This is a genomic window from Pseudomonas sp. CFBP 8758, assembly GCF_014841725.1.
Lineage (GTDB): Bacteria > Pseudomonadota > Gammaproteobacteria > Pseudomonadales > Pseudomonadaceae > Aquipseudomonas > Aquipseudomonas baltica.
In genome coordinates this window covers 1-20901 of sequence record NZ_JACYUK010000008.1, presented here as the reverse complement: position 1 = coordinate 20901, position 20901 = coordinate 1, and the positions used below count along the sequence as shown (strand labels likewise).

The following is a 20901-nucleotide window of genomic DNA, read 5'->3' as shown; positions in this document are numbered from 1 at the left end:
CCGGGATGACATTGAAGCCGGACATTTCCCAAGCTTTCGGCGAAATCTCCTACGGAGCCGACCGTTTCGGCACGGGGCTCAGATCAATTCGTGACGCCTGGCCAGGTCCGTCATTTCCATCACCGAGTTGAGCCGCAGCTTGCGCATCATGCGCATCTTGTAGGTGCTGACGGTCTTGTGGCTGAGCAGCATGGTGTGGGCGATGTCCTGATTGCACAGGCCTTTGGCCAGGTTCACCAGCACCAGGATCTCGCGGTCGGTGAGGCTGGAGATTCGTGCCGCCTCGGCGCTGTCGCTGTCCGCGCGGCCCAGGGACACGTCGGTGCAGTCCGGAAAATAGGTGTATCCCGATTGCACCGCGGCGATTGCCTTGCGCAGCTGGTCGAGCGCATCGGATTTGGAGACGAAAGCGGTCGCACCGGCTTTCATGCTGCGCATCGAGTAGTAGCCGGGAGGCATGGAGGTGAGCACGATGATCTTGCCCGGCGAGGTCGATTCCCTCATGCGCCTGAGCACATCGAAGCCGTCGAGGCCGGGCATCGACAGGTCGAGGATGACCAGGTCCGGCCGCTCGTCGCGATACAACCGCACCGCTTCGGTGCTGTTGCCGCTTTCGATGACCTGGTACTGCAGCTCCTGAGCCAGCAGCGTCCTGACACTGGCGCGGATAAACGGATGGTCATCCACGATCAATGCCTTGCGCATGGAACACCTCCTTGGAGTGGGTGAGTGTTGTATAGCGCATCGGGCAGTGGCACAAATCCGGACTTTTCCGCTTGCGATGTAGGTAGATGCTCCAGTGTGCGCAGGGCGTTTCCGACTGTGTGCACCCTACCCTTCACTGATCACCTTTCGCCGCGCCTGACCCTCGATCAGCTCGAAGCTGTAGGTGCGCCCCGGTTGCTTGTCGAAACGCCTTTCCAGGCCGGGCAGTACGTGATGCAGGGTGGCGGTTGCGCAGCTTTTGCCGCTGCGATCGCAGTCGTTGAAGTGGTCCATCACGATGGTGGCGTTGCCGTCATTGCGCACCTGAAGGCTGCCGGGGGTTTCACGGATATCGGTGGCGTACCGGGTGTCCTGCGGCTGTACGAAGAGCAACGCACCGTAACCGGAAAGCACCTGCACGCCGGCTCGCAGTGACTCGCGATACTGCTGCGCCTGCTGGTCGGTCATGGCGAAGTCGTCGTTGCCGGTGGGCATCACTGGCATGAAGCGCACGCGAAAGTAGCGTTCCTGCTGGCGCTCGCCGCGGTGCAGCAAGCGCACGCTTTGCATGCCGTTGGCCGGCACGATCAACCGCGCCGGGCTGGCGATCAAGGGCCGTTCGGCCACGGGCAAGCCTTCCAGGGATCGCTCCAGATCGGGCTGGCCCGGGCGATGAATGATTTCAACCACTTCGACCTTGACGAATGCGGTGGCATCGCCGCCGTTGCGCACGCGCTTGACCAAGGTACTGCGCGGGCCTTCCAGATAGTCGTAGAAGGCACCGATATTGAGCTCGGGGCCGGCGAGCACGGCGCTACTGGCCATCATCAGGGCCAATGCCCCCAGAGTCTTGTGCATGGGTTGGATCTCCTTGTTTACAGTTGTGCATCGAAGACAATCCGCACCCAGCCTTCATAACGAGCTCCGGCGCGCTGCATCATCTGCGCGACGTAAGGCTGCACCACCTGGTAATGCAGCATGCCCGGGCGATTGAGCAGCGGTGCCTGGGCGTCGAACTCCAGGGCGTTCACCGCCTCCACCGGCAGCGCAACTCGCCGCGCCGGTGCGCCGTTGTGCTCGGCGCCGCTGGGCAGAGACAGAGCGACCTCCACGGGCACCCGGTGGTCGTCGCCGGGGTTGCGGATCGCACACTGGCCAGCCATGGGAAATTCACACAGGGTATGCACCTTGAACGGGCCCGCCGACCACAGTCGCAGGGGGTGGTCGCGGTACAGGCGCGGTGGCGTCCGCGAGCCGCCGCTCCAGTTCAACCAGCCGCCCTGCGGTTCGAGCACGGCCAGCTCGGAACCGGGCGGGGTTTCCACGATGAAGGGGTGCTGCACGTCGAGCTGGAACTTGATGGTGAGGGTGTCGTCGTTGAGTTCGGTCACCTGGTTGCCCAGGTCGATCTGCCCGCCGTTGCCCACGGTGAAGGTGACTTCACCGGTGTAGCGGCCGTTCTTCATTCTCCAGGGCGAGGGGGTTCCCAGCGAGTATAAGATGCCGAACTGACGAACCGTGCTGCTTCGCACATCGCCCGCGCGACCTCGGTTATTGCTCGAATAACAAGGAGCACCGCTACCGGGATTACGTAGCCACCAAAGCACAGCTGCGAATGTGGTATCCGATGCAGAGGCTGATTGCGAACAGGTATTGGTTTGCGGTGTGGTGTTTGGAGGCCCGTCCGGCAGAGTGTCCGCACGATGGGTGACGTAGTTGATCGTAAGCAGCACGTCATGGGCATCGCCGCGTTCGTTTCGAACCTGAACGGTCACGGGCTTGGGCAAGGCTACGTAGAACTGATCCCGCGGATCTGCGGCGGAATGCTCGGTGCCTTTGCGGTAGGTGATCGGCAGGTTTGCCGAGCCCCTCGAATTGCAGAACGGCGGAAACCTCGAGCAGATCGAAGCCTTGGGGTTGGTATGCACGAAGCCCTGCGAGGTGGGCGTGAACTCAGCGGAAAGCAACACATCGCCCGCCAGCACAGGACCTGCCAAGGCCATGGAGATCAGCATCGACACCAGGCGTTTCCAGTAACGTGAAGTCATGCGAGTCATCCGGCCTCTCCTGTCGGTTTCGGTGTCGTCAGGGCGGCAACGCCCTCGGCGATGCATGAAAGATCACCCAGCAGCAGCACATCCTGCTCGCGCTTGCTGGTGTGGGTGTCGAGGGTCAGCAGGCAGCGCTGGACGCCGCCCTGGCGGATCTCCAGGGTCGGATTGCTCTCGCTCATTTCCAGTGCGAAGAAGCCATCGGCTTCGGTCACGCTGCGGCTGGCATGGTTGATCACCTGCGCCCCTTTCAGTGCCCTGCCCTCGTGGTCGACGACCCGACCCAGTACGGTGACGGTACGCACCACCTTCAACTGGCGGTACTGCACCGCGCCTTTGTTGAGGTGGTAGTCCAGGGTCGGCGGCTGGATGTCGGCCGCCAGGTGGTCCTGCTTGTCGAAGCCCAGCTGCACGTGACCAGCGCGATAGGCACCCACCGGCAGCACGTTGCGCCCGGGACGCAGCAGCGCGGCGCCGCCCAGGTGGTCATCGGCACGCAGCTCGAGCCCAGGAACGTCCGACTCCAGGTCGACGATCAGGCTGGCGTCGTGGGGCATGACTTCGCCGCTGAACGCAGCCTTGCCATCACCCAGCGCCAAGGTGCTTTCAAGGTTCAGGCCCGAAGACAATTGGCCGTTGTAGGAAGAACTGAGCGCAAACGCATCGCCGTACAGGGCGCTGTTCTGGAACCCCGCGTTGACCCCCAGCCCGGTGCCGTAGCGGTCGGCATTGAGGGTCCCGCCCAAGGTACGCAGCGTGCCTTGCCCCATGTCCTGCTGGTAGCTGAGCGAGGCAGTGCGATCGCGTTCGCCGTCGCGCCCGGTGCGGGTGCCCAGGCTGGCAGACAAGCGCTCGCCCGGCCCACCCAGCGCCATGCTGAGCGTGAGGTTGATACCGCGGTTGCGCTGGTCGTCGGTGCTGGCGGTGCCGGGGCGGTCGAACAGCGAAACTCGCCAGTTGGCGTCGGTGCCCATGAACTGGCCATAACGTGCCCAGCCCAGGTCCAGTGCATTGCCGGCTTCAATCCCGTCGGTTCGGCTGAGCCGGGCGGTGAGCGTGCTGTTGCGGGTGAGCCGATGGCTGACCGACAGCGAGGTCTGGGTGGTGAGCCGAGCCGGCTCGCGGCGGTCCACGTAGTAGCTGTCGCCGCGTTCGCGCTGGGGGTGCAGCCAGGCACGGTTGTGGTTGAGCACCACATTGCCCGAGCCATGGCTCCACACGCCCTGCAGGTCGTAGCCATTGCCGCGACGGTCGGTGCGGTACAGGTTGCCATACAGCTTGAGGCGGTCCAGGGCATCCCAGTCCAGTGACGTGCCCACTTGCGTCTGCGTATCGACCTGCTGCGCCGAAAGCCCCACGATTGCCCGGGGATGCATCAGGTAGTTGGTCATCACGCCGGCAGCCAGCCCGCCGTTCGGGTCTTGCTCCCAGTTACTGAACAGCGTGCTCTGCCGACCCACGTAGGCGTTGTAGCGCCAGCGCTGTTCCGGGTTGCGCCAGGCACTGGGCTTGTACACGAATTCGTTGCTGCGCGACGTCACCTGGCCGTTTTCCAGCAAGCGCACTTCCACCGCATAGATGCCACCGGGCAATACCCGTGTGTCCAGGGTCTGCAGGCCCGGCTGCACCGCCTGGGTGTTGATCAGCTGGCCATTGCGGTAGATCTCGACCGTACCGGGTCGGCTGGGCGTGACATAGATGGGCGTGGTACTGGTTGTGCCATTGTCGATGTACAGCGTGTCGCTGCTGCCGAGCATGACCCCCAATGCGGTTTGCGCCGTGCTGCCCATCAACCGCGGCTGGCGTATCAGGCCTTGGGCGACCGGGTCGAAATACCCCAGGCGCAGGAAACGATCGCGCTCGATGCGTTCGGCATAGAGCTGGTCAACGCGATGGCGCAGGCCATGAAAATTGGTCTTGTCCATCTGCAGGTTGGCCTGGGTGCTCCAGTCGCCGACACTGCCCACCCCTTGCACGGCGTAGCGGCCAACGGTTTCATCGCCTGCCTGGCTGAGGTTGAGCTGGTTGCGCAGGATCAGCCCGTGCTCGGCCTGCTCGGGCAAGGCATGGTAGCGCTGGACATCGGTGGACTGCTCGACGGCGCGCGTCAGCAACGAGAGCTGCGAGTTGACCAGGCTGTAATGCACGGCCACCAAACCATCGGTGCACTGTGTCGTGCAGCTGCCCAGACTCACGCCCTCGCTCAACCGTTGTGCCCAGCGTTGCCGTACCACCGGGGTCTCCCGGCTTTCACTGGTATCGGTGTACTCGAGCCACTGCAGCGTGTCGTCACGGCCGAGCACCACCAGCGCCTCGCCCAGCAGGCGGCCGTCCAGATCGACACGCACTGCCAGCGGGACATCGAAGAAATGCTCGGCGAAATCTGCCGGCAGGCCCTGGGCCTGGCCGAGGATCCCCAGGGCAGGCGGCGTGTTGGCGGCGTGCGCCGGCACGGGTCCGAGCAGCAGCCAGCCCGCGCCTAGCGCCACACCGATGGCGTTGGCCAATGAGGTAGTCTTGAACATGCAGGTCTTTTCGTGAACGCGCTTCGCGGCCCAGCACGGGTGGATGGCCAGGAAGCGCGTGGGTGGTGGGGTCTATCCTGGGTCAGGGCGCAACGACTGGACCGGGCTCGAACATCATGTTCACTTCACCCTGGTAGTTGCCTGCGTTCGGTGCGGTACCGGCCGCCAGTGCCGAGGCGATCTGGAAGTCCACCACGGCGCCGTTGCCGGCCTGGGCATCGGCCTGGGTGACCACCAACTGCGCAGTGGTGTGGTTCAGGCTCTTGCCGCCTACCGACACGGTGAGAGGGATCTGGTCGGCACCGCTGACGATCACCGCCGGGCGCATCAGTTTGGCGCTGATACCGCCGGCGGCGGTGTTCTTGGCCTGCAGCTGCTTGCGGATCGGTGCGAAGGTCTTGGTGAACGAGTTGTAGGCCATGTCCTGTGGGTCGTTCATCCAGTTGCCGCCGATGGGCTCGACGAAGAAGGCAGCGGTGGGAACCGTTGCGGTCACCGTGACCTGCTTTTCGATCTGATCGGCAGCCCACACCGGGCTGGCCAGACAACAAGCCAATGGGAACGCGGCGTAGATTTTCTTCATGGGTACTTCTCCAGCTTGGGCATAGGGACGATGGATCGAATTGGCCGCAGCGTTCACGGCTGAGCGGCGTTCAACTCGATGGGCAACATTGTCCCGAAGCCTCGCTGGCTTGGCTGTCAGACAGGTCTGACCGATGAAGTGACGAGTCTGACAATACGGGCGATCTGTCTGACTGCACGGCGAAAGATTCCTACTGTCTACAAGGCTAAGTACCTTCACTGAGCCGAGCCATGCCTGACATCGAAGACGACCTTCAGACCGTTGTACTCCCGCCAGACCTGCATTACGTGGACGACAACCAGCCAGGGTTGCGCCGCAAGACCCTGCGCGGCAAATTTGCCTACTTCGATGCCAGCGGCGAGCGCATCACCGATGCCGACGAGATCAAGCGCATCAATGCACTGGTGATTCCTCCGGCCTATACCGATGTGTGGATCTGCGCCGACCCTCAAGGCCATTTGCAGGCCACCGGGCGCGATGCCCGCGGCCGCAAGCAGTACCGCTACCACCCGCGCTGGCGCGAGGTGCGCGACGAAGACAAGTATTCGCGCATGATCGAGTTCGGCAAGATGCTGCCCAAGGTGCGCCGGCAGCTGGAAGCGCATCTGGCTGCGCCGGGCCTGGACCGAAACAAGGTGATGGCCGCGGTCGTCTCGCTGCTCGACAACACGCTGATCCGGGTTGGCAACAGCCAGTACGCCCGGGACAACAAGTCCTATGGGCTGACCACGCTGCGCAACAAGCACGTGGAGGTCAAGGGGCATACCATTGCGTTCCAGTTTCGCGGCAAAAGTGGCGTCGAACACGCGGTCACGGTGAAGGACCGTCGGCTGGCCACCATCGTCAAGCGCTGCATGGAGCTGCCTGGGCAGAACCTGTTCCAGTACCTGGACGAGCATGGTGAACGCCACAGCGTCAGCTCCCATGACGTGAACGCCTATCTGCACCAGATCACCGGCGCGCATTTCACCGCCAAGGATTACCGCACCTGGGCCGGCAGCGCGCTGGCGCTGGCCATGCTGCGCGAGCTGCACTGGCAGCCCGAACCCGATGCCAAGCAGCACATCGTCGACATGGTCAAAGCCGTGGCGAGGCAGCTGGGCAATACCCCTACGGTGTGCCGCAAGTGCTACATCCACCCCAAGGTGCTGGAGCACTTCGTCATGGGCGAGCTGGCCAAGTTGCCCAAGCCGCGTCAGCGCAAAGGGCTGCGCCTGGAAGAAGTGGCCCTGGCCACGTTCCTGGAGCGGCTGGTGGCTGCGGCCTGAGCGAGCGCTGCAACGACCGCCGGAATTGTGCGTGGCCACTGCGGTCGGTTATAGCAACGCTCATACATTCCAAGGCTTTTCATGAAACCTACCGCTCCCAGCGGCTACGTCCAAGTTCGCGGCGCGCGCGAACACAACCTCAAGAACGTCGACGTCGATATTCCCCGCGATGCCCTGGTGGTGTTCACCGGGGTGTCGGGCTCGGGCAAGTCGTCTCTCGCGTTCGGCACCCTGTACGCCGAAGCCCAGCGACGCTATTTCGAATCGGTGGCGCCCTACGCCCGGCGCTTGATCGATCAGGTCGGGGTGCCCGATGTCGACAGCATCGAGGGGCTGCCGCCGGCCGTGGCCCTGCAGCAACAGCGCGGCACGCCGAGCACACGCTCGTCGGTGGGCAGCGTCACCACCCTGGGCAGCCTGGTGCGGATGCTCTATTCGCGGGCCGGCGCCTATCCTCCTGGCCAGGCCATGCTCTACGCCGAAGATTTCTCGGCCAATACGCCACAGGGGGCATGCCCGCATTGTCACGGCCTGGGCCGGGTGTACGAGGTCACCGAAAAAACCATGGTGCCCGACGACAGCTTGACCATTCGCCAGCGCGCAGTCGCGTCCTGGCCGCCAGCCTGGCAGGGCCAAAACCAGCGCGACATCCTCGTGACCCTGGGCTACGACGTCGACGTGCCGTGGCGTGACCTGCCGAAAAAGCAGCGCGACTGGATTCTCTTCACCGAGGAAACGCCGACGGTGCCGGTGTACGGCGGAATGACCCCAGCGCAGACCCGCGACGCGCTCAAGCGCAAGCTGGAGCCCAGCTACCAGGGCACCTTCACCGGCGCACGACGCTATGTGCTGCACACCTTCACCCACTCGCAAAGCGCGCTGATGAAGAAGCGCGTCAGTCAGTTCATGATCGGTGCCGCGTGCGAAGTCTGCGCAGGCAAGCGGCTCAAGCCGGAAGCACTGAGCGTGACCTTTGCCGGGCTGGACATTGGTGAGTTCTCGCGACTGCCGCTCACCCAGCTGGCGCAGAAACTCAAGCCGGTGGCAGATGGCAAGCAAGTCGGCAAGAAGCTCAGTGAAGAGAAGCGCATGGCCGCCGAGCAGCTTGCGCAGAACCTGCTGGGTCGCCTGAACACCCTGATCGACCTTGGTCTGGGCTACCTGGCGCTGGAGCGCAGTACGCCCACCTTGTCCTCGGGCGAGCTGCAGCGCTTGCGCCTGGCCACCCAGCTGGGCTCGCAGCTATTCGGCGTGGTCTATGTGCTGGACGAACCGACCGCCGGCCTGCACCCCGCCGATGGCGAATCGTTGCACGCCGCCCTGCAAGGGCTGAAAGCGGCAGGCAATTCATTGTTCGTGGTCGAACACGACCTGGACACCATGAGCCGCGCCGACTGGGTGGTGGATGTCGGGCCACTGGCGGGCGAGCAAGGCGGCCAGGTGCTCTACAGCGGACCGCCCAAAGGGCTGGCCCAGGTCGACGCGTCGCAGACCCGTGCCTACCTGTACGGCAGCGCCGTGCCGCTGCCGCGCCCGCGTCGGCCTACCGCAAGCTGGCTGAAGCTGGCCGACGTCAGCCGCAACAATCTGCACAAAGTCGCTGCCGACTTTCCCCTGCAGTGCTTCACGGCCGTTACCGGGATTTCCGGCTCGGGTAAATCGAGCCTGGTCAGCCAGGTGCTGCTGGAACTGGTGGGCGAGCATCTGGGCCAGGCTCGCGAAGACGTCGAGGACGTGCTCGAAGACGCCGTACCGCAGACCGAATCGGGGTATATCGTCGAAGGCATGCACAGCATCAAGCGCCTGGTGCAGGTCGACCAGAAGCCTATCGGTCGCACGCCGCGGTCGAACCTGGCCACCTACACCGGGCTGTTCGACGCCGTACGCAAGCTGTTCGCGGCCACCCCCGATGCGCAGCGGCACGGTTTCGATGCCGGGCAGTTTTCTTTCAACGTCGCCAAGGGGCGATGCCCCGAGTGTGAAGGCGAAGGCTTCGTCAGCGTCGAGCTGCTGTTCATGCCCAGCGTGTTCAGCCCCTGCCCGACCTGCCACGGCGCGCGCTACAGCCCCAAGACCCTGGCGGTGAAATGGCAAGGCCGCAGCATTGCCGACGTGTTGCAGCTCACGGTCCACCAGGCGTGCGAGGTGTTCGCCGAACAGCCGGCAGTGCTGCGGCCACTGACCGTGCTGCGTGATATCGGCCTGGGTTACCTGCGCCTGGGCCAACCGGCCACCGAACTGTCCGGCGGTGAAGCACAGCGCATCAAACTGGCTACCGAGCTGCAGCGCAACCAACGCGGCGCCACTCTGTACGTGCTCGATGAGCCGACCACCGGGCTGCACCCCAGCGACGTCGATCGGCTGATGCAGCAACTCAATCATCTGGTGGACGCCGGCAACAGCGTGATCGTGGTGGAACACGACATGCGCGTGGTGGCGCAGGCGGACTGGGTGATCGACATCGGCCCGAAGGCCGGTGACCAAGGCGGTAAAGTCGTCGCAGCCGGGCGCCCGGAAGACGTGGCCAAGGTCAGCGCCAGCCGCACTGCAACCTATCTGCAAAGCGCACTGGCGGAACCTGTATAGCGGCTGTCCACCGAGCACACATAGCGGCAGCCCCAGCGCGCGGGGCTGCCCAGGGTTGCTTCAACCGACCGGCTTGCTCTGGCCTTCGTCGGACGGGCTGCGGGCCTTTTCGCCCTGTTGGTTGGCGCGCTTGTGTTGCTCACCCACCTTGCCGGCATTTTCCGGCTTGTGGTCGAGGTCTTCACGCTTGGATTCTTTGTCCACGGTGTCTCTCCTGGCAGGGGCTGGACGGCTCATCGAGCCGGTACTTGATTTAGGCAGCTGCCTTCGGCATTCGTGCCCAAACGTTTCTGCGCTGAACTCCCGCACCGCATCGCCAGTCAGCATTGAAACGCCATTATTGGAGGATCATCCCGGATGCAGATTTCATTGGACAAACAGGTTGCCCTGGTCACCGGCGCCAGCTCCGGCCTGGGCGCCGCTGCCGCCAAGGCACTGGCCGCCGCCGGGGCCGCTGTGGTCGTCAACTACAATTCCCACGCCGAGCCCGCCGAACGCCTGGTTGCAGAGATCCGCGAAGCGGGTGGCAAAGCCATTGCGGTGGGCGCGGACGTGTCGAAGGAAGACGACGTCGAGCGACTCTTCGCCGCCACCATCGACACCTACGGCGCACTGGATATTCTGGTCGCCAATTCGGGCCTGCAGCGTGATGCTGCCACGGTCGACATGACCCTGGCCGACTGGAACAAGGTGATCGAGGTCAACCTCACCGGCCAATTCCTCTGCGCGCGCGCCGCCCTGCGACAGTTCCAGAAACAGGGCCCGCGCTCCTGGCTGTCGCGGGCGGCCGGCAAGATCATCCACATGAGCTCGGTGCACCAGTTGATTCCCTGGGCCGGCCATGTCAACTACGCCGCCTCCAAGGGCGGCATCGATCTGCTGATGCGCAGCATCGCCCAGGAAGTCGGCGAGCAGCGCATTCGCGTCAACTCGATCGCCCCTGGCGCGATTCGCACCGCCATCAACGAAGAAAACACCCAAGGCGACGCCGAGAAGAAGCTGCTCGAACTGATTCCCTACGGCCGTGTCGGCGAGGTCGACGACGTCGCCAACGCGGTCGTCTGGCTGGCATCCGATCTGAGTGACTACGTGCACGGCACCACGCTGTTCATCGACGGTGGCATGAGCTTGTATCCGGGGTTCCGAAACAATGGCTGAAGACGTCTGCAGCACCCTGCAAAGCCCGATCGAGGCCCACGGCATCATCGGCGACATGCGCAGCGCCGCGCTGGTCGCGGACAACGGCAGTATCGACTTCTGCTGCTGGCCGGAATTCGACAGCCCTTCCATTTTCACGGCCCTGCTGGACTGCGATCGCGCAGGTGTGTTCGAACTCGCCCCGGACCTGCCCGGCGCGCGTCGCCAGCAGATCTACCTGCCCGACAGCAACGTGTTGCAAACCCGCTGGATCGACCAGGACGCAGTGGTCGAGGTCACCGACCTGATGCCGGTCGCCGCAGAGGCCGACGCCCTGCCCCGGCTGATACGTCGGGTAGAAGTGCGCAACGGCACTGCCACCATCCGCTTGCGCTGCCGGGTTCGGCACGACTACAGCCGCGCCGATACCCAGGCCCACGCCAGCGGCGAGGACGTCTGCTTCAGCGCCGAAGGCCAGCCCACCTTGCGGCTGTCGGCAACCCAGGCTTTGCGCATCGAGGCGCACAGCGCCATCGCCGTGTTCGAACTCAAGGAAGGCGAATGCGCCGAATTCATCCTCGGCGGCGCCGAAGACCCGATGGTGCGTGCCGGTGAAGGCCAGGCATGCCTGGACGAAACCCTGGCGTTCTGGCGCAACTGGATCGGCCATTCGAACTACAAGGGTCGCTGGCGCGAGATGGTCGATCGCTCTGCACTGGCCTTGAAACTGCTGACGTCGCGCCGTCATGGCGGGATCATTGCCGCCGCCACGTTCGGCCTTCCCGAGGCCCCCGGCGGCGTGCGCAACTGGGACTATCGGTATACCTGGATCCGCGATGCATCGTTCACCGTGTATGCCTTCATGCGCCTGGGTTTCACCACCGAGGCCAACGACTACATGCGCTGGGTGCGCGATCGCGTCGGCGAATGCTGCGATGAGCCAGCCCGGTTGGGCGTGGTGTATGGCCTGGACGGACGCGAAGAGCTGCCAGAGTCCGAGCTCGATCACTTGAGCGGGCATGGCGGTGCCAAGCCGGTGCTGGTGGGCAACGGCGCCCATGATCAGGTTCAGCTGGATATCTACGGCGAACTGCTGGACGCCGTGTACCTGGCCAACAAGTACGGCGAGGCGATCTCCCACCAAGGCTGGAAACACGTTACCCACATCGTCGACAAAGTGTGCAGCAGCTGGCATCAGAAGGACGTCGGCATCTGGGAAATGCGCAACCCGCCCGAGCATTACCTGCACTCACGCCTGATGTGCTGGGTTGCTCTGGATCGGGCCCTGCGTCTGGCCGAGAAGCGTTCGCTGCCAGCTCCATTCGAGCGCTGGGACAAGGAACGCCAGGCGATTCACGACGACATCTGGAATAATTTCTGGAACGCCGATGCTGGGCATTTCGTACAGAAGCTGGGCAGCGTCGAGCTCGACGGTTCCATGCTGTTGATGCCACTGGTGCGTTTCGTGGGTGCCAGCGACCCGCAATGGCTGAGCACACTGGAGGCAATCGAGCGCACCCTGGTGCGTGACGGCATGGTCTACCGCTACCGCCAGGATGATGGCCTGCCCGGCGACGAAGGTGCGTTCACCGCCTGCTCGTTCTGGTATGTGGAGTGCCTGGCGCGGGCTGGACAGGTAGAAAAGGCGCATCTGGAGTTCCAGCAGTTGCTGCGCTATGCCAACCCGCTGGGTCTGTTCGCCGAAGAGTTCGATCGGCATGGCCATCATCTCGGCAATACCCCCCAGGGATTGAGCCATCTGGCACTGATCAGCGCCGCCAGCTTTCTTGACAGGAAGCTGAGTGGCCAGCGTACCCAGTGGCAACCCTAGGGTTTGGTTTCAGCGATTGTGGCAAGAGTGCCACTATCGCCCCGATAAACCAAACGTAATGCCAATCTGCTAGGCGCCTGTACAGAACCACGCCATACTGGCGCCTAGTGCCACTCGTTGTGCCATGACTGCCGCGTATCCACAAACAGGGCGCTTCGAGGGAATTAAATTTGTCACGTTGCGTCCGTATTCAGGTAGCAATCGACACCCTACAAACACCGGATAAATTCTAAGCAAAGGAATCAAGGAGCCGTTCATGCTGATACTCACCCGCAAGGTAGGCGAAAGCATCGTCATTCATGACGACATCAAGATCACTATCCTTGGCGTGAAAGGGATGCAGGTGCGAATCGGCATCGATGCGCCGAAGGATGTACAGGTACATCGCGAAGAAATCTTCAAGCGTATCCAGGCAGGCAGCCCTGCACCGGAAAAGGGAGATGGCCAGGCCTGATCGGCCACTTGCCGCGGTCCTTCGAACGCCGCCATGCAGCTGGCTTCAGCCAAGCTGCACAGCGGCGCGAAGTCACCGCTCACACGGTCAGACAGGCGTTGCCTGGTGATGATTGTCGTCTGGAGCCCCTGCCCCACCCCCTGCATGACGCTTTGCCTTGTCCGTGGCGAACGCCAGTGCATCCTTGGCACATGTCAATCCATCGCGTATTTCGGTCTGTTCCTTGATCACCCGGCCATCCACGCCGTAGGTGCCAAAGAACACCGAAATTTTGTCTTCGCCGATCTTGCGCGCACGCACCACGATACGGCAGCCGTTTTTGAGCGTTTCCTCATGGCGAACCTGCTCGTCCAGATAGTTCGCTGACGAGTCTTCCCATTCCATGAACTGCTTGGTGGTTTCCAATTCTACGTCTGTCATATGCCTACCTCTTGTGGGTAATCAAGGCGATGCCTTATATAACCGACCCTCTACAAGCGCCGTGGTTCAGTACAACCCAGCGGTAGGAAATCTCGCCGACGACAAATGCGCATCGAAGGGAATTATTCCCACACGGCATACGTCACTAATCAGAGATGCCAGGAACGAAATCCCTCGAGCGCAAGGATTCCATCATGCTGATATTGACGCGCAACACTGACGAAAGCATCGTTATCGAAGACGATATTCGTATCACCATCATCGACGTCAAGGGCGGTCAGGTCCGCCTGGGCATAGATGCGCCACGGGACGTGGCGGTGCATCGTCAGGAAATCTACGAACGCATCAAGGCCGGCGTACCCATGGTACCCAAGGCAGCTGGCCGTTGAATCGGCTGGCAGCCGTTGCTAGGCACGGAATGCAGCGCTGATCTTGCTCGCCAGGTCCTGCTCGCGAAAGGGTTTCTGGACCAAAGGATAGTGCTCGGAATCGAGGCCCTCGAGCTCGGCATAACCGGTCACGAACACGATCGGCAATCGTGGGTGACGGCGGCGGATCATATGCGCCAACTCGCCGCCGTTGGTGCCAGGCATGGCGAAGTCGGTCAGTACCAGGTCGACACTGGGGTCCAACTTGTTCAGCGCCTGCTCGGCACTGTCGGCCTCGATCACACTGTAGCCGAGGCCCTGCAACATGGTCGCCGTCACTTCCCGCACGTCGTGATCATCGTCTACCAGCAGTATAGTCTGGCGCTCGCTTTCGTCATGAGCGGCAGCGACATAGGCGGGCTCGTCTGCCTGCGCTACGAGTTGATCCGGAACGCCCGGCAAGTAGACCTTCACAGTGGTGCCGTAGCCCGGCGAGGTCATGATGGCCACGCCCCCACCCGACTGTTTGGCAAAGCCGAACACCTGAGCCAGACCCAAGCCTGACCCCTTGCCCACTTCCTTGGTGGTAAAGAACGGCTCGAAGGCCTTGGCCACCACCTGCTGGCTCATGCCAGTACCCGAATCCTGGATCGACAGCACCACGTAGTTGCCGGGCTCCGGGTCTTCCGGACGCTGCGCCGCCATGCTTACCGTTTCGTTGGCCGTGGACAGGCGCAAGGTGCCGCCACCGGGCATGGCATCGCGGGAGTTGATCGCCAGGTTGAGAATGATCATCTCGGTCTGGGTCGGATCCACCAATGCATTCCACAGGTCGGGCGCGGTGTCGGTTTCGATCCAGATGCTGCCACCCAGGGTGCGCTGCAACAGCTCGATCATGCCTTCCACGGTACCGTTGAGGTTCACCGCCACCGGCTCGAGGCGCTGGCGGCGGGAGAAGGACAGCAACTGACCGGTGAGCTTGGCACCGCGTTCGCCCGCCTCCTTGATGTTCTGCAGGCGGCCCTGAATGCGTTCGGTCCTGCCCTTTTCGAAATCGCGGGCAATGAAGGTGGTACTGGCCAGGATCACCGTCAGCAGGTTGTTGAAGTCGTGCGCCACACCCGCCGTCAGCTGGCCGACCGCTTCCAGGCGCTGCAGCTGGTGCAGCGTGGCCTCGATGCGTTGGCGCTCGTCGATCTGCTCGCGCAGCTGATGGTTGGCACCGGCCAGCTCATCCAGCACTTCACGCTCACCGGTGATGTCGCGCACGGCGGTGTACATCAGCCCCTCGTCCGGAACGATGGTCCAGGACAACCAACGGTAGTTTCCGTCGGCGTGGCGCATGCGGTTGACGAAGCGGGTCGAGACATTGCCGTTGGCGATGTTCTCGGTCTCGCGGCGGGTTGCCGCGAGATCGTCGGGATGAATGATCTCCCACAACTGGATGCTGCCCAGATGCTCACGGGTCCAGCCCAGTGTGGATTCCCACGCGGGGTTGAGCGACACCGGCGACATGTCGAAGCGCATTACCCCCAGCAACTCGCGGGACAGCTCCCAGGTGCGGTCGCGCTCGCGGGTACGCTTGACCACCCGCTCACCGAGCATCTCGTTGAGCTGCTCGAGGGCCTGGGTGGCTTGCTTCTGCTCGGTGATGTCCTGAATGACGCCGGTGAAACGCACGCACGCACCCTCTTCGAAGAAGGCCTGCCCGTGGCTGGCAATCCAGCGCAGGGTACCGCTGGCCAGACGCACGCGATACTCGATGTGAAACAACCGCCCATCGTCGACCGTCAGGGCCGCAGTCATGCGTTCCTGAACCACGGGCAGATCTTCGTCGTGGCAGTAGTCGAGAAACAGCGCCAGGTTGACTTCGGTAGCGGGGTCAAGCTCGTACAGTGCCCGGCAGCGTTCGTCCCAGAGCAACGTATCGCTGCGCGGCGCATAGTCCCAGACCCCCATGCGCGCTGCGTTGGTGGCGATGTGCGCACGCACTTCGGCGTGCTGCAGGGAACGCTCTGCGTCGCGCCGACGATGACGCTCGTGGACTTCGTCCATGGCACGCTGGATGGCACGGGGCAACAGGCTCAGGTTCTGCTTGAGCACATAGTCGATGGCGCCCTGGCGCATCATCTCGACCGCATGCTCTTCGCCGTAGACCCCGGACAGGAAGATGAACGGCGTCATCGGCGCCAGGCGCTGCGCTGCCTGCAGCACCAAAGGGCCGGATGAGCCTGGCAGCATGTAGTCACACAGAATCAGGTCGAACGCACCGTCCGCCAGCGCCTGCTCCACACCCTGATGATTGAACACCAGGGTCGACTCGACGGCCACGCCCGCGCGCTCAAGGGTCATCAGCGCCAGTTCGGCATCGAGGGGGCTGTCTTCCACGAACAGCAGTTGCAAAGGCTTGGGCGGCATAGAGATCCGAATACGTGGCTGGAGTGTGGCGCGCTGTGCGCCATCCGTGCGCCATTGGGTGGGGCGCGCTGGGTGTGGTTGGGTCCCGACCGTCACACAGCGCGAGCAGGACTCAAGAGCCGGGACGACGAACGATTCGTGACGAGCCAGGTGGCGGCTCGTTCAACACCGCCCAGAAAATACCCAGGTCGGAAATGGCTGACACGAATTCCTTGAATTCGACCGGCTTGACCACGTAAGCGTTCACTCCAAGTGAGTAGGCGCGTTCAAGATCCGGTTCTTCCCTGGAAGAGGTCAGCATGACCGTCGGAATACTGCGCAACTGCTCGGTTTCGCGGACGACCTTGAGCACTTCCAGCCCGTCGACCTTGGGCAGCTTGAGATCCAGCAGCAGCACTGCCGGGTTGCCCGCGTCACGCGCCGCATGACTGCCGCGGCGCAGCAGGTAGTCCAGCGCTTCGGCACCGTCACGCATGACGATGACTTCGTTCGCCAGCTGGCTGCGCTCCAGCGCCACCAGTGTCAGCTCCAGGTCCTTGGGATTGTCCTCGACCAGAAGAATAGGTTTGAGCATCGCTTACCTCGGTGAATTCGTGCTGGCGGAATGTGCGCGTCGCGGCAACGCCATGTAGAAAGTGGCGCCCTGATCCAGGGCGCCTTCGGCCCACACCCGGCCGTCGTGTCGTTCGATGATGCGGCGCACGCTGGCCAGGCCAATCCCGGTCCCTTCGAACTCTTCCATGCGGTGCAGGCGCTGGAACACCCCGAACAGCTTGCCGGCGTAGGCCATGTCGAAGCCCACGCCATTGTCACGCACGAAAATGATCGTCTCGGCGTCCTGCTGGTAAGCGCCGACTTCGATCACCGCATGCTCGCGGGTGCGGCTGTACTTGATGGCATTGGACAACAGGTTGCGCAGCGCCAGGTGCACGAACGCGGCGTCGGCCACCAGGCGCGGCAGTGCCGCCACCTGCCATTGCAGATCGCGACCTTCGTAATCGGGCTGCATCTCCAGGCGGATGGACTCGACCAGCGCGTTGAGGTCGACGTCGGTGAAACGCAGGGCCGAACGGCCCATCTGGGAAAAGCTCAGCAGGTTGTCGACCAGGGTGCCGGCAAACCGCGCCGACTCGCCGATGTGTTCGAGAAAACGCAAGCCTCGCTCGGACAGCTTGGGGCCTTCGAAATCGGCCAGCAATTCGGCGTAGCCGGCAATGTGGCGCAACGGTGCACGCAGATCATGGGACACGCTGTACGAGAACGCCTCGAGCTCCTTGTTGGATTTCTTCAGTTCGCCGGCCAACTGCGCCAGTTCCTCGGCCTTGCGCAGGACGATGCCCAGCACGGCGGTGCGCAGTTCGTGTACGCCTTCGATCTCGAGTGCGTCCCAGGGGCTTGAGAAGCCGCTGACTTCCTGCTTCCAGCTATCGAAGCTGGCGCGTGGATTGAGCACACCGGCACTGTCCAGGCTTTTTTCTGCCCGCCCTGCCCAAGTCACCGTGTGCGATTGCTCCGGCTTGAACCAGATCAAATAGTGGGAATGAATCTCGGAAATCGCCACGGCCAGCACACCGCCGCAGTAACGCGCCAGTTCGGGCAGCTCGGGCAGGTCCCGACCGACGTTGTCACTGTGAAATATTTCCTGCCCGCCGCGCTCGGCCAGCCACACTGCCAGTGCATCGACCAACGCCTGCGGAGGTGTGTCACCCAGCAACTCGCAGCGAGCCTCGGCGATGATCGCCGCACCGCTGGCGCGGACGAAGCCCAGAAAGGTCTCGGGCAGCGTCAGCAGGCCGGCACGCACGCTGTCGCTGTCGGCCATGGCGGAGAGCAACTGGACGATCTGCCGACGCAGTTCGAGCATGCGCTCGTTCTGCGCATGGACGGCTTTGGTTTCGATCTGCAGCGACAGGACGCTGCCCAGCAGCTCACAGGCGGTACGGGTCTGAAAACCGACCGCATGAGGCTGGTCGTGGTGACAGGAGATCAGACCCCAGAGCCGACCGTCGACCACGATGGAAATCGACATCGACGCCATCGTCTGCATGTTGCGCATGTACTGCACGTGCACGGGTGAAACGCTGCGCAGTGCTGCATGACTGAGGTCCAACGGCTCGCCGGTCAGGGGGTTGTTGGCCGGCATCAGCGGCGATGCCTGGTAGTTGGCATCTTCGATCACCCGGATGCGGTTGATGCAGTACAGCTCCCTGGCCTGACGCGGAATATCGGACGCCGGGAAGCATAGCCCCAGGTAGCTGGGGTAGCCCTCGTCCCGTGCCTCGGCCAGCACGGTGCCGTTGCCCGTCTCGTCGAAACTGTAGGCCTTGACCCGACCGAAGCCGGTCACGCGCTTCACCTCGACCACCGAGCGCTCGCACAACTCGAGAATGTCCCGGGCGTTGTGCAACTGGCCAATGAACGTCCGCACCATTGGGTACAAGGCGCCATAGGCATGGGCCTCATCGGCAGCGGGCTCGAACTCGGCGACGATCACCCCGTCGACGCGGTGCACCATCATCGCCGTGGCAATCTGGCGACGGCTGCCCTGGGCGAAGCTCACATCGGCGAAATGAAATGGCTGCTGTTCTTCCCCGGACCAGGCGGCCAGGCGCGCCGACAGTGCCGCACCTCGCTCGATCAGGTCGGCGACCGGCGTTTCCAGCAGGTGCGCAGGCTCGAGCTGCAGCCAATGGCGGACGTTGTCGCTGACCTGCAGCACACGCTGGGCGGCGGCGTCGAGCACCAGCATGAAACCCTGCGGCTGGATGCTGCCCGGCGTACGGATGGGCTCGCTCGCGCACTGCTCGATGGCAGCGGCGAGCAGGACCGAAGTCTCGCGTGATGTCACAGTGAATCTCCTGGCGGCCTATCAGCGCAGCGCTGCAAGCCATTGCATGGTCGCCAACCGTGGCATGTGAAAAACTTACAATCGGCTACCACCTTAGCAAATTAGGACGCGCCATGTCGGCTTTATGTTCAATAATGGCAAATTGATTTTAGCCACCGCGAGTGCATGTTTGGCAGGCCGCGCCATCGAACCATTAGCGCATGACATTTCTCAGCCTAATCAGTATGATGCGCGACTATGCGAGGTTGGCGAAATTGGTAGACGCATCAGACTTAAAATCTGACGACCTTTGGTTGTGCGGGTTCGATTCCCGCACCTCGCACCATCTCGATTTCTCCCCCCTCCTCCCAATCTTCGGGAACTCCTGCCCTCTCAGCTTGCCGACTTCCTATACGCCACGCATTTCGCCTGGTGACACAAGGAGGCCCGACCCATGCCTGATGCTCAGGGAAAAATTCGTTACGCCGTGGTTGCCGGTGGCTGGATTTCGCAAGGTGCGTTCATGCCCGGTGTGGACCAGACCAGCAATTCGGTGATGACTGCACTGGTGACCGGTGACCCGATCAAGGCCGATGAACTGGCTGCGATGTATGACCTTAAGAGCTACAGCTACGAGCAGTTTCCCGAACTGCTGGCGTCGGGCGAGATCGATGCGATCTACCTGGCCACGCCCAACTTCCGTCATCGCGAATTCGCCGTCCCGGCGCTCGAAGCCGGTATCCATGTGCTGCTGGAAAAGCCCATGGCTGCCAGCGAGGAAGACTGTTTGGCGATCAATGCGGCTGCCGAGCGTGGCAAGGCCAAGCTGATGATCGCCTACCGTCTGCATTGCGAGCCTGGCACGGTGGACATGGTCCAGCGCGTGCGCAGGGGTGATATTGGTGAGCCACGGCTGTTTACCGCTACCTTCACGCAACACACCGATGCCGAGAACCACCGGATGAAAAGCGGTTTCTGGGCCGGCCCGGCGGCGGACATGGGGCCCTACCCGCTCAATGCCGTGCGCAACCTGTTCGGCGGCGAGCCGCTGGAAGTGCATGCTGTAGGCGCGCAGACACCCGGACGACCGATCAACACGCCAGACACCGTCAGTGTGACTCTGCGGTTCTCCGAGCAGCGTCAGGCTACGTTCACCGTCAGCTACAGCCTGCCGGCAACCGAGCGGTTCCAGTTGATCGGTACCAAGGGGGAGTTCGAGGCATCGCCTTGCTTCGGTTTCGGTGAAGGCGTCGCCATTGCCTATCGCGCGATCATCGACGGCGAAACGCAGGCTCATACCTTCCCGGTGGTCGATCAGTTCGGCGGCGAGACGGAGTACTTCTCTCAGTGCATTCTCGAAGATCGCCAGCCTGAAGCGGATGGTGACGAAGGTTGGCGTGACGTGCGGGTACTGGCTGCTATCGAGCGCTCGCTGCAGACCGGCGAGATCCAGAAGCTCGAGCCGCTGGCTTCGCGCCAGGGCATTCAGGCCGATCAGGCGCGATCGCTGACCCTGGCCAAGGTGCCGCCGTACGTCAATACCACTGAACCCAACGACTGAGCAGTGCGCCGATCTGCCTGAATGACCGCAGCGCCTGCTTCGCGGCCGACGACCGCTCCTACGAAGATTGGGGTTCCCCAGTAGGAGCGGTCGGTGGCCGCGAAGGGCGCGCTGCGGTCCGTAGGCTGTACCGAACACCCCTTTCACAGCCGATGACCGCCCGAAAA

Annotated in this window: 17 protein-coding genes and 1 tRNA gene; 8 read left to right on the top strand and 10 right to left on the bottom strand. The window is 63.1% G+C overall.

Features of this window, described 5'->3' with window-relative positions; translation table 11 throughout:
- Positions 1-78 precede the first annotated feature (78 nt).
- The 5 genes from IFT75_RS17725 to IFT75_RS17705 form a co-directional block, all read right to left on the bottom strand.
- Positions 79-705: a response regulator transcription factor gene (locus IFT75_RS17725; protein WP_122477913.1), complete on the bottom strand. Its 627-nt coding sequence runs from the start codon at positions 703-705 to the stop codon at positions 79-81.
- Positions 706-831: 126 nt separating this feature from the next.
- Positions 832-1563, bottom strand: a complete 732-nt coding sequence (locus tag IFT75_RS17720; RefSeq protein ID WP_122477911.1) for a molecular chaperone — start codon at positions 1561-1563, stop codon at positions 832-834.
- A gap of 17 nt (positions 1564-1580) precedes the next feature.
- A complete protein-coding gene (locus tag IFT75_RS17715) occupies positions 1581-2762 on the bottom strand; it encodes a hypothetical protein (protein WP_185793273.1) in 1182 nt (393 codons plus the stop codon).
- Entirely contained in the window at positions 2759-5281 is a 2523-nt protein-coding gene (locus tag IFT75_RS17710; protein WP_192055946.1) for a CS1-pili formation C-terminal domain-containing protein, read from the bottom strand. Before IFT75_RS17710 ends, IFT75_RS17715 begins: the two co-directional genes overlap by 4 nt.
- 82 nt (positions 5282-5363) lie before the next feature.
- Positions 5364-5864 (bottom strand): CS1 type fimbrial major subunit, encoded by a 501-nt coding sequence (locus IFT75_RS17705; RefSeq protein WP_122477908.1) that lies wholly within the window; start codon positions 5862-5864, stop codon positions 5364-5366.
- 230 nt (positions 5865-6094) lie between these two features.
- Here IFT75_RS17705 and IFT75_RS17700 point away from each other — a divergent pair, with 230 nt between their 5' ends.
- The gene (locus tag IFT75_RS17700) at positions 6095-7132 is read left to right on the top strand and encodes a DNA topoisomerase IB (RefSeq protein ID WP_185793271.1); all 1038 of its coding nucleotides are present in this window, start codon (positions 6095-6097) and stop codon (positions 7130-7132) included.
- A gap of 81 nt (positions 7133-7213) precedes the next feature.
- Complete coding sequence (gene uvrA / locus IFT75_RS17695) at positions 7214-9718, top strand: excinuclease ABC subunit UvrA (RefSeq protein WP_192055944.1); 2505 nt, start codon at positions 7214-7216, stop codon at positions 9716-9718.
- A gap of 60 nt (positions 9719-9778) precedes the next feature.
- On the opposite strand, the gene IFT75_RS17690 is transcribed toward uvrA, so the two are convergent.
- Positions 9779-9922 carry a hypothetical protein gene (locus IFT75_RS17690; RefSeq protein WP_163007541.1) on the bottom strand — a complete coding sequence of 48 codons (144 nt, stop codon included), beginning with the start codon at positions 9920-9922 and terminating at the stop codon, positions 9779-9781.
- A gap of 153 nt (positions 9923-10075) precedes the next feature.
- Here IFT75_RS17690 and IFT75_RS17685 point away from each other — a divergent pair, with 153 nt between their 5' ends.
- From IFT75_RS17685 to csrA (IFT75_RS17675), 3 genes are all read left to right on the top strand, one after another.
- Positions 10076-10876, top strand: a complete 801-nt coding sequence (locus tag IFT75_RS17685) for a glucose 1-dehydrogenase (RefSeq protein WP_122477903.1) — start codon at positions 10076-10078, stop codon at positions 10874-10876.
- Positions 10869-12686: a glycoside hydrolase family 15 protein gene (locus IFT75_RS17680; RefSeq protein ID WP_185793269.1), complete on the top strand. Its 1818-nt coding sequence runs from the start codon at positions 10869-10871 to the stop codon at positions 12684-12686. Before IFT75_RS17685 ends, IFT75_RS17680 begins: the two co-directional genes overlap by 8 nt.
- 256 nt (positions 12687-12942) lie before the next feature.
- Complete coding sequence (gene csrA / locus IFT75_RS17675) at positions 12943-13140, top strand: carbon storage regulator CsrA (RefSeq protein ID WP_122477900.1); 198 nt, start codon at positions 12943-12945, stop codon at positions 13138-13140.
- A gap of 87 nt (positions 13141-13227) precedes the next feature.
- Here the strand turns inward: csrA (IFT75_RS17675) and IFT75_RS17670 are convergent, their stop codons facing one another.
- Positions 13228-13560 carry a hypothetical protein gene (locus tag IFT75_RS17670; RefSeq protein ID WP_122477898.1) on the bottom strand — a complete coding sequence of 111 codons (333 nt, stop codon included), beginning with the start codon at positions 13558-13560 and terminating at the stop codon, positions 13228-13230.
- Positions 13561-13754: 194 nt separating this feature from the next.
- On the opposite strand from IFT75_RS17670, the gene csrA (IFT75_RS17665) reads away from it, so the two are divergent.
- Positions 13755-13949, top strand: a complete 195-nt coding sequence (gene csrA / locus IFT75_RS17665; RefSeq protein ID WP_185793268.1) for a carbon storage regulator CsrA — start codon at positions 13755-13757, stop codon at positions 13947-13949.
- Between the two features lie 18 nt (positions 13950-13967).
- Here csrA (IFT75_RS17665) and IFT75_RS17660 read toward each other — a convergent pair whose 3' ends face one another.
- From IFT75_RS17660 to IFT75_RS17650, 3 genes are all read right to left on the bottom strand, one after another.
- Positions 13968-16346, bottom strand: a complete 2379-nt coding sequence (locus tag IFT75_RS17660; RefSeq protein ID WP_185793267.1) for a hybrid sensor histidine kinase/response regulator — start codon at positions 16344-16346, stop codon at positions 13968-13970.
- 112 nt (positions 16347-16458) lie between these two features.
- Positions 16459-16920 (bottom strand): response regulator, encoded by a 462-nt coding sequence (locus IFT75_RS17655; protein ID WP_122477893.1) that lies wholly within the window; start codon positions 16918-16920, stop codon positions 16459-16461.
- Between the two features lie 3 nt (positions 16921-16923).
- Positions 16924-19194 carry an ATP-binding protein gene (locus IFT75_RS17650; RefSeq protein ID WP_192055942.1) on the bottom strand — a complete coding sequence of 757 codons (2271 nt, stop codon included), beginning with the start codon at positions 19192-19194 and terminating at the stop codon, positions 16924-16926.
- Between the two features lie 239 nt (positions 19195-19433).
- Between IFT75_RS17650 and IFT75_RS17645 the strand changes: the two genes are divergently transcribed.
- Both IFT75_RS17645 and IFT75_RS17640 read left to right on the top strand, forming a co-directional pair.
- Positions 19434-19519: transfer RNA gene (locus IFT75_RS17645), tRNA-Leu, on the top strand.
- A 108-nt stretch (positions 19520-19627) separates the two neighbouring features.
- A complete protein-coding gene (locus IFT75_RS17640) occupies positions 19628-20734 on the top strand; it encodes a Gfo/Idh/MocA family protein (RefSeq protein WP_185793265.1) in 1107 nt (368 codons plus the stop codon).
- Positions 20735-20901: the final 167 nt, after the last annotated feature.